Annotated in this window: 10 protein-coding genes; 4 read left to right on the top strand and 6 right to left on the bottom strand. The window is 71.7% G+C overall.

All coding sequences use genetic code 11. The features are described from left to right. Positions 1 to 108: 108 nt before the first annotated feature. A complete protein-coding gene (locus ACZ6TD_RS25505; protein ID WP_471341918.1) occupies positions 109 to 2,451 on the bottom strand; it encodes a terpene synthase family protein in 2,343 nt (780 codons plus the stop codon). A 192-nt stretch (positions 2,452 to 2,643) separates the two neighbouring features. Further along, positions 2,644 to 3,738 carry an acyltransferase family protein gene (locus tag ACZ6TD_RS25500; protein WP_471341917.1) on the bottom strand — a complete coding sequence of 365 codons (1,095 nt, stop codon included), beginning with the start codon at positions 3,736 to 3,738 and terminating at the stop codon, positions 2,644 to 2,646. Positions 3,739 to 4,053: 315 nt separating this feature from the next. On the opposite strand from ACZ6TD_RS25500, the gene ACZ6TD_RS25495 reads away from it, so the two are divergent. Then, positions 4,054 to 4,509 carry a tellurite resistance TerB family protein gene (locus ACZ6TD_RS25495; RefSeq protein WP_471358020.1) on the top strand — a complete coding sequence of 152 codons (456 nt, stop codon included), beginning with the start codon at positions 4,054 to 4,056 and terminating at the stop codon, positions 4,507 to 4,509. Between the two features lie 89 nt (positions 4,510 to 4,598). Here the strand turns inward: ACZ6TD_RS25495 and ACZ6TD_RS25490 are convergent, their stop codons facing one another. After that, on the bottom strand, positions 4,599 to 5,546 hold the full coding sequence (locus ACZ6TD_RS25490; protein ID WP_471341916.1) for a M56 family metallopeptidase: 948 nt from the start codon (positions 5,544 to 5,546) through the stop codon (positions 4,599 to 4,601). 3 nt (positions 5,547 to 5,549) lie between these two features. Beyond that, positions 5,550 to 5,963, bottom strand: a complete 414-nt coding sequence (locus tag ACZ6TD_RS25485; RefSeq protein ID WP_020870142.1) for a BlaI/MecI/CopY family transcriptional regulator — start codon at positions 5,961 to 5,963, stop codon at positions 5,550 to 5,552. A gap of 255 nt (positions 5,964 to 6,218) precedes the next feature. On the opposite strand from ACZ6TD_RS25485, the gene ACZ6TD_RS25480 reads away from it, so the two are divergent. Beyond that, positions 6,219 to 7,493: a cytochrome P450 gene (locus ACZ6TD_RS25480; RefSeq protein ID WP_471341914.1), complete on the top strand. Its 1,275-nt coding sequence runs from the start codon at positions 6,219 to 6,221 to the stop codon at positions 7,491 to 7,493. A gap of 69 nt (positions 7,494 to 7,562) precedes the next feature. Here the strand turns inward: ACZ6TD_RS25480 and ACZ6TD_RS25475 are convergent, their stop codons facing one another. Next, positions 7,563 to 9,143 carry an SDR family oxidoreductase gene (locus tag ACZ6TD_RS25475; protein ID WP_471341911.1) on the bottom strand — a complete coding sequence of 527 codons (1,581 nt, stop codon included), beginning with the start codon at positions 9,141 to 9,143 and terminating at the stop codon, positions 7,563 to 7,565. Positions 9,144 to 9,494: 351 nt separating this feature from the next. Between ACZ6TD_RS25475 and ACZ6TD_RS25470 the strand changes: the two genes are divergently transcribed. Both ACZ6TD_RS25470 and ACZ6TD_RS25465 read left to right on the top strand, forming a co-directional pair. After that, complete coding sequence (locus ACZ6TD_RS25470; protein WP_014061825.1) at positions 9,495 to 9,794, top strand: type II toxin-antitoxin system VapB family antitoxin; 300 nt, start codon at positions 9,495 to 9,497, stop codon at positions 9,792 to 9,794. 132 nt (positions 9,795 to 9,926) lie between these two features. Continuing rightward, positions 9,927 to 10,628, top strand: a complete 702-nt coding sequence (locus ACZ6TD_RS25465; protein ID WP_471341909.1) for a LytR C-terminal domain-containing protein — start codon at positions 9,927 to 9,929, stop codon at positions 10,626 to 10,628. 34 nt (positions 10,629 to 10,662) lie between these two features. Here ACZ6TD_RS25465 and upp read toward each other — a convergent pair whose 3' ends face one another. Further along, positions 10,663 to 11,298 carry a uracil phosphoribosyltransferase gene (upp, locus tag ACZ6TD_RS25460; protein ID WP_037956795.1) on the bottom strand — a complete coding sequence of 212 codons (636 nt, stop codon included), beginning with the start codon at positions 11,296 to 11,298 and terminating at the stop codon, positions 10,663 to 10,665. Positions 11,299 to 11,457 lie beyond the last annotated feature (159 nt).

The raw sequence follows: 11,457 nt of genomic DNA, 5'->3' as shown, positions 1-11,457 counted from the left end.
GTGCCGGACGGCCAACAAGCGGCCGCCCCGCCTTGTCCCGGCGGACAAAGGCGGGGCGGTCGGCCCGAGGTCTCGTTCCCGAGGTCCTTACGGTCCTTCCCGAGGTCCTTACGGACGTGCTCCGGTGCCTCCGGCGGGCACCGGAACCCGCGCGGCCGAGGTGCCGAGCCCGGTGGGCCCGTGCCACGGGGCCACCGGCCGCGTCCCGGCCCCGGTCCCGGCGCCCGTCACGGTCCCGGCCCCGGACCCCACCGGCCGCCGGTGGGCGCGGAGCAGCTCCTCCTCCCGGTAGCGCGGGACCTCGCGGTGCCAGTTCAGGATCCCGGTCATCCAGTTGCGCAGCTCCTCCACATAGCCGTCCATCGCCGTCCGGGCCTCCGGCTCCAGGCCGAAGTCGTCGTACAGCACGGGGAACTCATGCTCCGCGACATGCTGGAACTGCCGCATCCGGGAGGTCATCAGGTCGTTCACGACGGCGACCCCGGTCGGATAGTCGCAGTCGAAGAAGTTCTGGACGACGAGGACGCCATTGTGGACCTCGCCCTCGAACTCGATCTCCTTCTGGTACGAGAAGACGTCGTTCAGCAGCGTCGCGTAGTTCGCGGCGGCGTTCTCCAGCGACTGGACCGGGCCGCTGCGGTAGATCTCGGGTGGCACCCGCCGTCCGTGCGCCAGTCGGCACAGGCTCATGGTGAGGTCGGAGCCGAAGGTGTGCCGGCGCATCTCGATGTAGTCCACCGGGTCCGGGATCCGGTTCTTGGTCTGGTTGGCCAGCTCCCACAGCCAGCTGGCGGTCATGTCCTCGATGGCCTGCCGGAGATCGCGGCGCGCCGAGTGCTCCATCGGGCCCGCCGTACGGCTCCACAGGTCGGCCAGCGACCGCTCCAGCGCGTTCGCCGGGGCCGGGGTGGGGCCCGCGTCGAGCGGCATGAACGCCCCGAGCCGGGCGTTGCAGGACCGGGCCCCGGCCAGGTCGTGGGCGCGGCCGAAGACCGCCGGGTAGTAGTCGTCCGCGTAGGTGCCCCAGGCCAGCCAGCCCGACGCCAGATCGAGCTCGTCCAGGGAGCCGTCCGGGTGGATGCCGGCCGCGCACAGCGGGAGGTCGGCGGCGAGCATCCGCTGCTCGTCCCAGACGTGCGATCCCGGGATGCCGGGCTGCGGTCCGAGGATGCCCATCCGATGGGCCCAGTCGACCAGGTGGTCGCGGGCGGTGGGCAGATGCTGATTGAGCCGGAGGGTGAACGGCATGAAGAAGTCGGGCAGCAGGGAGGGCCCGGTCTTCCGGAACGGGACATGGCTGAACCTGCGGGTCCTGGCCGCCTCCGCCCGGCCCGTGGTCAGCGGCAGGCTGGCCGCGGAGGTGCCGAGGCCGCTGAGCGCGAAGGGCGACCACGCCGGGGCCGTGTCCGGGCCGTTCGCACGATCCGGGCCGTTCACACCATCCGGGCCGTCCGCACCGTGCGCGCCGTTCATGTACCGGCTGGAGCGCATATGCCACTCATGGCCGCCGGACTGCCAGTCCTGGAGCCCCTTGACGTAGGCGAGGACCCCCGCGCAGGCCGCCGGGTCCAGGCCGTGCTCGGCGAAGAGCGGGCCGAGCTCGGTGAGGGCGGTGTCCTCGAACTGCTGCAGCCGTGAGGTGAGCAGCTCATTGACGGAGTCGGCCGCCTCCTGGGTGGTGCAGCCCAGGAACGTCTCCAGGACCAGGACGCCATTGCTGAGCTCGCCCTCGTCCTCGATCTCCCGCTGGTACGAGAACAGGTCGTTGCGCAGGTGCACCGCGTCCGCGAAGGCGTCCCGCAGCACCCGCATCGGCCGCGACCCGGCGATCACCGCCGGCACCTCGGCCCCCACGGCGTGCTCCACCAGCCCGGCCGACCAGGGCGCGCCACCGACCTTACGGCGCATCTCGATGTACTCGACCGGGTTGGGGACCCGGTCGATGTTGATGTTCGAGAGCTCCCAGAGCGATTCGTTGAGCAGGTTCTCGGTGCTCTCCCGGAACCGCGCCCGCCAGTCCGGCGACATCGAGGGCACCGTCCGCGCCCACAGATCCGCGAGCCCCGCCTCGACCGGGTTGGTGGGCTCGGGGGTCCCGGCAGCCGGGTCCATCGGCATGAAGGCGGGCAGCCGGTCGAGATACGCCTTACCGGCCTCACGGTCCTGGGAGCGCTTGAACGTCTCCAGGAAGTGGTCGTCGAAGAAGAACACCCACACATACCAGTCGGTGATCAGCGAGAGCTCCGCGCCGGAGCAGTCGGGGTGGGTGTATGCGCACAGCAGGGCGTAGTCGTGGGCGTCGAGATCCTCCTGCTCCCAGATCCCCGAGCCCTCGAGCATGCCCGTCTCGCGGGCCCACCGGGTGGAGTGCTCCCGTGCCTCCTGGACATGGGGGTTCAGCCGCGCCGGATACGGCAGGTAGAAGTCGGGGAGTCGAAAGGGCTGTGTCACTGCTGGGCCGGCACCTCTCCGTGCGACGGTGGCCCGTAGCCGTCGTCCGGCTACGGACTGGGTCGGCTACGGGCTACCCATGCCGCAACTCGACTATCCGAAAGCCCAATTAGTCACACAAGTGTGCTCCCGCGACCGGCGCTCCTTGCCGCGTACCGCCCCCTGACAAGGGGCGCCGGTCGAGTGCGCGGATCATCCGTCGCGTCTCCGGAAGGCCCATTCCATCCGCGGCTCCATCGCGAAGCGGAACGCCCGCTGGACGGGCGGCGTGCACAAGGCGGTCACCACGGCCGCCGCCACCGCCGTCACCGCGATCTCCCCCAGGGGCCGGTGCAGCCACGGGTGGTCGTACCAGTCCCAGAAGCGGGAGCCCTTGGCGAGGAAGCCGTGCAGCAGATAGCCGTACAGCGTCCCGGCGCCGAGCACCGTGAACCACATCCGGCGCCGGGGCACCCAGGCGAGGAAGCACACGGTGAGCACCATGGAGCAGCCGAAGAGGGCGAACGTCATCACCGCCCCGACCCACCACGGCGCGCCGAGTTCCTGCGCGCTGTCCCGGCGGTAGAACCACGCCGGGTTCATCCGCGGCACGGCCCAGTAGGCGAAGACCACGGCGGCCGCGACCACCGGCACCGACAGCCATCTGACCTCGCGCCGCCGCATCATCCGGAAGTGCTCCGGCCGCAAGTGCAGCCCCAGCACGAAGAAGGGCAGGAACTGCAGCACCCGCTGCAGATCCAGGTCGTCACCGATATTCGGTGAACAGGCGGCGAGCGCGGCGACGGTGAGGGCCAGCGCCACCGGCCACCGCGCGATCCGCCACAGCGGCGTGGTCAGCCGCCAGACGAAGAGCGCGATCAGAAACCAGGTCAGATACCAGGGGTCGAGCAGACTGATCGGATAGGACGGATCGTCGTCCGCCCACCGCTTGAAGAAGGTGTACGCGACCTCGAAGAGGACGTACGGGACGGCGACACCCGTGATCAGCCGCTTGAGCCGGTCCGGCCGGAAATCGAAATTCCGCGAGAAGTACCCGGAGATGACAATGAACGCCGGCATATGGAACGTGTAGACGGTCATATAGAGCGCGGATGCCGCTCTGCTGCCGCCTCGCAGGGGCTCCCACGCATGCCCCATGGCGACCAGCACGATCGCCAGGTATTTGGCGTTGTCGAAGAACGCGTCACGTTGTTTCGGCGCGGAGGACGGAGCCGCTGCCGCCTCGGGAGGCGGGGACACCGGTGCGCGCCGCGCGGGCAGTGTCGGCAGTAAGGACGAGACGTTCATCACATACGCCCTCCCGGGGAACCTGCGGGGAAAATCCTGCCTCTTTCCGGGTTTCGGCGGAGGGTTGCGGAGTGGAACATTCCACGCACCATAGTGGCGCTCGCGAGCCCGCGCCCCAAAAGGCTCAGCTCTCGCGTACAAGGGTTTATGCCCAGCCCAGCGCATCCGTCACCTCCTCAACTTGGGAACTTCTTTACCTCTCCGGTCAGTTCACAGAGTGGCGAAGAGGGGCCGATCCGCCCAGCCTTGACCGACCCCGCCTGCTAACTTCTACACAACTGTAGATCCTAACGACCCTATGGAGTGTGAGTGGCCATGGCCCTGTGGGACCGCATCAGGGAGTCCGCCCAGACGATGCAGACTCAGCTCGTCTCGAAGAAGAACGACTTGAAGAGCGGCGCCTTCCGCGACGCGAGCATGGCGATGTGTGCCCTGGTGGCGGCGGCGGACGGCTCGGTCGACCCGGCCGAGCGGCAGCGCGTCGCCCAGCTCATCGCCACCAACGAGGTGCTGCAGAACTTCCCGGCCGACGATCTGCAGCGCCGCTTCAACGACTACGTCAACAAGCTCACCACCGACTTCGCCTTCGGCAAGGTGAGCGTGATGCAGGAGGTCGCCAAGGCCAAGAAGAAGCCCGCCGAGGCGCGCGCCGTGATCCAGATCGGCATCGTCATCGGTGGCGCGGACGGCAACTTCGACAAGACCGAGCAGGCCATGGTCCGCGAGGCGTGCTACACGCTGGAGCTCCCGCCGGCCGAGTTCGACCTGTGAGGCGAGGCGTACAAGCCGTAAGGCGGCCCCGCAGGCCATAGGCCGCGGCCGTAAGGCGGCCCCGCAAGCCGTAAGGCCGCGACCTGGAGCTACAGCGGGGTCGCGGCGTGCAGGACGAGGACCAGGGCAACCGCCGCGTTCGCCGAGGACAGCGCGGACGCGGCGGTGCCCACCGCCGCGATCCACAGGGCCAGCCCCGCCGCCGTCCACGTCGGCGGCCAGCGCCGGGACGGCGGCACCGGCTCGAGCAGCGCCGCGACCCTGCGCGGCACCGGCCCCGGCGCGGCGAACCCGGCGAGCGCCGTCCCCGGCGTGCCCCGGGAGACCAGGGCGGCCTTGCCGACCGCCCGCGCCGTCACCCGGCGGTCGCCGACCTCCCGGGCCGCCTCCTCGTCCGCCCAGCGCTCGGCGCAGTAGTCCACCGCGGCCCGCAGCGGCCGCAGCAGCGGGTTGGCCCGCGCCGCGAGCTGTGCGGCCAGCAGATAGCGGTGGTGGTGCGCGGTCAGATGCGCGCGCTCATGCGCGATCAGGGCCCGCCGCTCGCGGGGCTCAAGGCTGTCCAGCATCCCGGTGGAGACGACGATCCGGCCCGGCTTCCCCGTTCGCCCGGAGGTACCGGGCAGCGCGTACGCGTACGCCTTGTCGTCCGGCAGCACCGCGACCGGCGACTCCGGCAGCCCGGCGAGCGCGAGCCGGGCGTCCCGCCGCACCCGGCCATGACGCAGACAGGTGGCCGTGCAGGAGACGGCCACCGCCGCCAGCGCGCCGATCGCCGCCTTCCCGGCCACCACGTCGAACGGCACCGCCGCCCGTACCTCGGGGTCCGACCAGCTGTCCGGCAGCGGGTTGCCGGGCAGTTGCGCCGTGCCGACGACCATCAGCAGCCCCAGGCACAGCGTGGAGCACACCGCGAGGACGGTGCCGACGAGCGTCAGCAGCCGGGTGGCGGTGCGTGGATGGAGATGTTGCTCGGCGAGCCGGGCGATCGGCAGCGCCGTCAGGGGCAGAACCAGCGGGAGGAAGACGAAGACGCCCATCGGTCAGTCCTCCGGCTCCTCCGCCACGTCGCTCAGCAGGTCGCGCAGCAGCCGCTCGTCGTCCTGGGTCAGCCCGGTCACAAAGCTGGCCAGGACCGCCTCGCGGTCGTCCTGGCCGTCCAGCACCCGGCGCATCCGCAGCGCCGCGAGCCCCGCCTCGTCCGATGCCGCCCGCCAGACGAAGGAGCGGCCCGCGCGCTCACGGGTCACGGCCTGTTTGGCGTGCAGCCGGGACAGGATGGTCATGACCGTGGTGTAGGCGAGCTCGCCCTCGATCCGCTCCTGCACCCATGCGGCGGTCACCGGCCCCGGCGCCCGGCTCAGCGCCGCGAGCACCTGCGCCTCCAGTTCGCCCTGGCCACGCCGACGGGGGCGGCGGGGCCAGCCGGGCCCGCCGGTCCGGTCGTGGTCCGTCACACCGTCTCCTTCCCCACCGCGCGCGCCCGGCGCGCGGCGCTCCATCGTAGCGAGCGACGGGCCGCCACCCCTTCGCCCGGGCCCCCGCCGTCCCCTTCGCCCGGGCCCCCGCCACTCCCGTCGCCCGGCCCCGCCGTCCCCTTCGCCCGGCCCCCGCCGCGCGTTCGCCCCTTTGGCCTGGCTGTACGCGCGGGCCCGGGCCGCCTCATCGATGCTGAGCAGGGGGACGACCCCGACGAAGGAACGCACTCAGCCATGACGCAGACGCAAGGCTCGCTCGTACGGCAGATCACCGCCTACGCCCACCGTGCCGACCCGTACCCGATCTACGCCGAGCTGCGCAAGACGCCCGTGGTGCACGACGAGGAGGGGCCGTACATCGTCTCCACCTACTGGGAGATCCACGGTCTGCTGCACGACCCCCGGCTCAGCTCCGACGCGCGCAACCTGGACCCCCGGGCCGCCTCCGAGCTGCCCGAGGAGGACGACCCGGGGCTGCCGCCCAGCTTCCTGAAGCTGGACCCGCCCGAGCACGACCGGCTGCGCCGGCTCGCGACGGCGCCCTTCGGTCCGCCGCACACCCCGCGCCGGCTCCACGAGATGCGCGCCGAACTCACCCGTATCGTCGGCGAGCTGATCGACGGCTTCGAGGGGCGGGACCGGATCGATCTCGTCGACCACTTCTCCTACCCCTTCCCGGTGACCGTGATCTGCCGGCTGCTCGGGGTGGACCGGGAGGACGAGCCGCGCTTCCACGCCTGGGCCGACACCCTCGCCGCCAGTCTGGACCCCGACCCGGACGCGGACGCCGCCGAGCGGGGGCGGATCACCCGGCAGGCCCGTACGGAGCTGGCGACATATCTGTCCGAGCTGATCGAGAAGCGCCGCCGCGCACCCGGTGACGACATGCTTTCGGCCCTGGTCAGCGGGGAGGGCCCGGAGGGGCGGATGAGCCAGGTGGAGCTGCTGAGCACCGCGGCGCTGCTGCTGGTGGCGGGGCACGAGACCACCGTCAACCTGATCACCAACGGGATGCTGACCCTGCTGCGCAACCCCGATGCGCTCACCCGGCTGCGCAAGGATCCCCATCTGGTCGTCCCGCTGGTGGAGGAGCTGCTGCGGTTCGATCCCCCGGTGCAGATGCTTCCCCAGCGCACTCCGCTCTCGGAGATCGACATCGCGGGCGTGACCATCCCCCGGGGGGCGTCCGTCTGGCTGCTGCTGGCCTCGGGCAACCGCGATCCGCAGCGCTTCCCCGACCCCGACCGGTTCGATCCGCAGCGCAGGGACAACCAGCACCTCGGCTTCGGCAGCGGCATCCACAGCTGTTTCGGCGCCCCGCTGGCCCGGCTGGAGGCGCAGATCGCCCTGACCGAGCTGGCCCGCCGGCTGGACGGGCCCCGGCTGCTGGAGGATCCGCCGACCTACCGGCGGAACGCGGTACTGCGCGGGCCACGGCATCTGCCGCTCGCCTTCGAGGGGCTGCGGCCGAAGGGGGCCCCGAACGGATCCCCGAACGGATCCCGGTGACGGTGGGGTCCAGCAGCCCCGGACCGGCGGGGCCGACCGCGGGGTTCAGGCCCACCGGACCGGCGGGGCTCACCGGACGCGGAGCGCGGACGCTCTCGTCCCGGCCGCGTCCTTCCCGCCCCTGCCCGTCCCGGCCCCGCCCCTCTCGGCCCGGACGGCGATGTTCCGGGCCATACCGCCGAAGACGAGCGCGTGGCACGGCGCGACCGACCACCAGTACAGATGCCCGGCGAGGCCGCGCGGATGGAACAGCGCCCGCTGCCGGTACACCGCCCCGCCCCGCCCGTCCGGCGCGACCACCATCTCCAGCCAGGCCAGGCCCGGCAGCCGCATCTCGGCCCGCAGCCGCAGCAGCCGGGGCGGCAGCACCTCCTCCACCCGCCAGAAGTCGAGGCTGTCCCCCACCCTGAGCCGCGCCGCGTCCCGGCGGCCCCGGCGCAGCCCGACGCCGCCCACCAGGGTGTCGATCCAGCCGCGCAGCGCCCAGGCGAGCGGCAGCGAGTACCACCCGTTCTCACCGCCGATCCCCTCCACCACCCGCCAGACGTCCCCCGGCGAGGCGTCCACCGCGCGCTCGCGGCGGTCCTGGTAGAGGCTGCCGCCCGCCCAGTCGGGGTCGGTGGGCAGCGGATCGCTGGGGGCGCCGGGGGTGGCGGCGGAGGACCAGCGGGTGGCCACCTCCGCGTCGCGGATCCGCCGCAGGGCCAGCTCCAGCGCCCGGTCCACGCCGAGCGGCCCGCCCGGCGGGTCCGGCACATAGCGGGTGATGTCCCGTTCGGCGCAGACCACTTCATGGCGCAGCGACTCCACCAGCGGGCGGGCGATGGCGCCGGGTACGGGGGTGACCAGGCCGACCCACAGGCTGGACAGCCCGGGGGTGAGCACCGGCACGGGCACGATCAGCCGCCGCCGCAACCCGGTCACCCGCGCGTACCGCCGCATCATGGCGCGGTAGGTGAGGACGTCGGGGCCGCCGATGTCGAAGGCCCGGTGCACCTCGTCCGGCAGCGTGGCGCAGCCCACCAGCAGCCGCAGCACATCGCGGACGGCGATGGGCTGGGTACGGGTGCGCACCCAGCGGGGCGTCACCATCGCCGGCAGCCGCTCGGTGAGATAGCGCAGCATCTCGAACGAGGCCGAGCCCGAGCCGATGATCACCCCGGCCCGCAGCACGGCCGTCGGCACCCCGGAGTCCAGCAGCACCCGGCCCACCTCGGCCCGGGACCGCAGATGGGGCGAGAGCGCGCGCTCGGGGACGCCCTCCGGGGTCAGCCCACCGAGGTAGATGATCCGGCGCACCCCGGCGGCCCGGGCCCGCTCGCCGAAGATCCGGGCGGCGCGGCGGTCGGTCTCCTCGAAGCCGGATCCGGTGCCCAGCGCGTGGACCAGGTAGTACGCGACATCCACGCCCTCCATGGCGGCGCGCAAGGACTCCTCGTCGGTCACATCGCCGCGTACGGTCTCCACCCGCCCCGCCCAGGGCTGATCGCGCAGCTTCTCGGGCGAGCGGGCGACACACCGCACCTGATGCCCCGCGGCCAGCAGCTCGGGCACCAGCCTGCCGCCGATATAGCCGGTGGCGCCGGTGACCAGACAGCGGCGCGGCTCCGGCGCGGCGTGGGGGCCCGGCGGGCGCTGGGGAACGGCCATGAGGCCATGGTGCGCGGGCAGGACGAAACCTGCGAGGTGGGCTCCCTTCGGCGGCATTGTCCGTATCAGGTGTTGGAGGTCGCTCTCCGGTCTCCCCGACCTTCGAGCCTCTCAGCCCGGCCATCTAGGAGACGCTCTCGGGGGACTGACGTCCTCTGTCCTGAGCGCCTCTCCGGCCGAGCTCCCTCGCTCGCCCCGCAGGCTGTTATTCACGTTACTCCGGGCCCTCGTGAGCGCCTAGTCCCTTTCGAGCATTTTTTCCAATTTTCCGAGTGCGACGGGCCCCGGCTCCGGCCCGGCACTCGGGCGCCTTGGCTGCGCCGGGAGGGGCTTGCCCGGTAGGCTTTCCGTGTGATCTTCAAGCGCATCGGAAACGGTCGGCCCTATCCCGACCACGGCCGGGAATCCACCCGCCAGTGGGCGGATGTCGCCCCACGCCCGGTACGTCTTGACCAGTTGGTCACGACGAAGCAGCAGCTCGACCTGGAGACGCTGCTCGCCGAGGACTCCACGTTCTACGGGGACCTCTTCGCCCATGTCGTGAAATGGCAGGGCGACCTCTATCTGGAGGACGGGCTGCACCGGGCGGTGCGCGCCGCGCTCCAGCAGCGCCAGGTGCTGCACGCGCGCGTCCTGGAGCTCGAGGGCTGACCGCGCCCCCGCCCCCGGTGACCGATCGCGGCTGATCGACTTCCGATCCGTGTTGACCCTTTCGGGTTGGTCTCAGCACCAACCATTGATCATTTAGTAGGCATCGCCACCTGGCCGCACTACGCTGCGCACATGAGCATGCTGACCCCTCCCGGCATGGGCGGAAAGTACCGCATTACGGGCGATCGCTACCCGCGGATGAGCCGGCCCCGGAACCGCCGGCGGCTGATGTTCACCGCCTTCGGCTCGGTTCTGGCGCTCGGCCTGGTCGGGTGGGGAACACTTCAGCTCATCGACGTCTTCTCCGGCGACAGCGGCGGTCAGAAGGTCCGCGCGGCACACGGCACCGGGGACTGCGAGCGCGGCGACAAGCACCCCGACGAGAACGCCAAGTCCGGCCGGTCCGACAGCGGCCAGGGCGGCCAGGGCGGTCAGGGCGGCCGTACCGGCGGGAAGCTGCCGAAGCCCTCCCAGATCACGGTCAACGTCTACAACGCGACCACGCGCTCCGGCCTCGCCAAGGACACCGCCAAGAAGCTGGAGAAGCGCGGCTTCAAGATCGGGAAGGTGGGCAACGCCCCGACCCAGTACGACAAGAAGGTCAAGGCCACCGGGATACTGCTCGGCGCCCCCGGCGCCGGTGACGGGGCCTTCAATGTGCTCGGCACGCAGCTCGCCGACGCCCAGACCAAGAACGACGCGCGCGACGGCAAGGACATCGACCTGATCATCGGCAACGGCTTCAAGGACCTGGTCGAGCGGAAGGACGCGGACAAGGCGCTGGCCGCCCTGGCCAAGCCCTCGCCCGCGCCCTCCGGATCGCCCTGCCGCTGACCTGCTGAGGGGCTCAGCCGAACTGTTGAGGGGCTCAGCCCGCGGTCCCGTACATCCGGTCGCCCGCGTCTCCGAGCCCCGGCACGATGTACCCCTGCTCGTTGAGCCGCTCGTCGACGGACGAGGTGACCACCGTCACCGGCGCGCCCGCCAGCTCGCGCTCCATGAGCTCGACGCCCTGGGGCGCCGCCAGCAGACACAGCGCGGTCACGTCGTCGGCGCCCCGCGATATCAGCTCCCTGATCGCCGCGACCAGCGTCCCGCCGGTGGCGAGCATCGGGTCCAGGACGTAGACCTGACGGCCGGAGAGGTCCTCGGGCATCCGGGTGGCGTAGGTGGACGCCTGGAGCGTCTCCTCGTCGCGGATCATGCCCAGGAAGCCGACCTCGGCGGTGGGCAGCAGCCGCACCATGCCGTCGAGCATCCCGAGACCGGCCCGCAGGATCGGCACGACCATGGGGCGCGGATGGGACAGCCGTACCCCGGTCGTGGCCGTCACCGGGGTCTCGATGTCGACCTGCTCGGTGCGCACATCGCGCGTGGCCTCGTACGCGAGCAGGGTCACCAGTTCGTCGGCGAGCCGCCGGAAGGTGGGGGAGTCGGTGCGCTTGTCGCGCAGCGTGGTGAGTTTGTGCGCCACCAGCGGGTGGTCGACGACGTGGATCCGCATGGCAACGACACTAACCGAGCCCCCGAGCCCGGCTCCCGCCGGTGACGCCCTCCGTGCGCCTCCCCGCGCTCGACCGTCTGCCGCCGTACTGGCATCAAACCGCCGATTCGGGGGAAAGTGGGCAACAGCGCCCGGGCTCCCACCGGGCGACACCTCGGC

This window comes from Streptomyces yongxingensis (genome assembly GCF_055597465.1).
This window is presented reverse-complemented; position numbering and strand designations above follow the sequence as displayed.

Bases quoted from the DNA above. Each gene is read 5' to 3' on its own strand.
- ACZ6TD_RS25465 (WP_471341909.1), top strand. From the start codon at position 9,927: ATGAGCATGCTGACCCCTCCCGGCATGGGCGGAAAGTACCGCATTACG.
- ACZ6TD_RS25475 (WP_471341911.1), bottom strand. From the start codon at position 9,143: ATGGCCGTTCCCCAGCGCCCGCCGGGCCCCCACGCCGCGCCGGAGCCG.
- ACZ6TD_RS25495 (WP_471358020.1), top strand. From the start codon at position 4,054: ATGGCCCTGTGGGACCGCATCAGGGAGTCCGCCCAGACGATGCAGACT.
- ACZ6TD_RS25490 (WP_471341916.1), bottom strand. From the start codon at position 5,546: ATGGGCGTCTTCGTCTTCCTCCCGCTGGTTCTGCCCCTGACGGCGCTG.
- ACZ6TD_RS25480 (WP_471341914.1), top strand. From the start codon at position 6,219: ATGACGCAGACGCAAGGCTCGCTCGTACGGCAGATCACCGCCTACGCC.
- upp (WP_037956795.1), bottom strand. From the start codon at position 11,298: ATGCGGATCCACGTCGTCGACCACCCGCTGGTGGCGCACAAACTCACC.
- ACZ6TD_RS25500 (WP_471341917.1), bottom strand. From the start codon at position 3,738: ATGAACGTCTCGTCCTTACTGCCGACACTGCCCGCGCGGCGCGCACCG.